Raw genomic sequence first — 486 nt, forward strand, 5'->3', positions numbered from 1 at the left:
GATACAATTTTGTGCCTTTCTGATAATCACTATTAATATACCATCCACTATGCGTTTTATTGGCATGCTGGGAGACACAATTATTACAGCAATGATTCTGTTGTTCACTAATGACTTTCACCTTGCGAAAAACACAAGTTAAACCTTCAATCATACTTGGGTAATCCAATTTAACATCATGTTGTCTCAATTGATGTGGATTAATCAGGAAGCAATCTTTACACAGCGTATAAACATCAGAAGGGGAAATAATTTTAATATGGCATCTATCACACCTTGTTTCAACACTTAGTCCAAAGAAGCGCCTAATCTTCATTACATTAGAAGTCTCCTTAATATCAACATAAATAAAAGCTGACATCTTTTCTGCTAAAAAAGTGCACATTTATAATAAAAAATTTTAAACGCATCTTAACCAGACAAGTGAAATAATAATGTTTCAATAATTATTTCAAAGTCACACTAATTTCTGAAACCAGTTGCTCT

Annotated in this window: 1 protein-coding gene; it reads right to left on the reverse strand. The window is 31.9% G+C overall.

What is annotated here, in order from left to right; all coding sequences use genetic code 11:
- The coding region (locus tag C3B52_RS37725; protein ID WP_235615982.1) for a hypothetical protein at positions 1-316 on the reverse strand (316 nt) is incomplete at its 3' end.
- Positions 317-486 lie beyond the last annotated feature (170 nt).

It is taken from the genome of Brevibacillus reuszeri, from assembly GCF_002897295.1.
Classification (GTDB): domain Bacteria; phylum Bacillota; class Bacilli; order Brevibacillales; family Brevibacillaceae; genus Brevibacillus; species Brevibacillus reuszeri_A.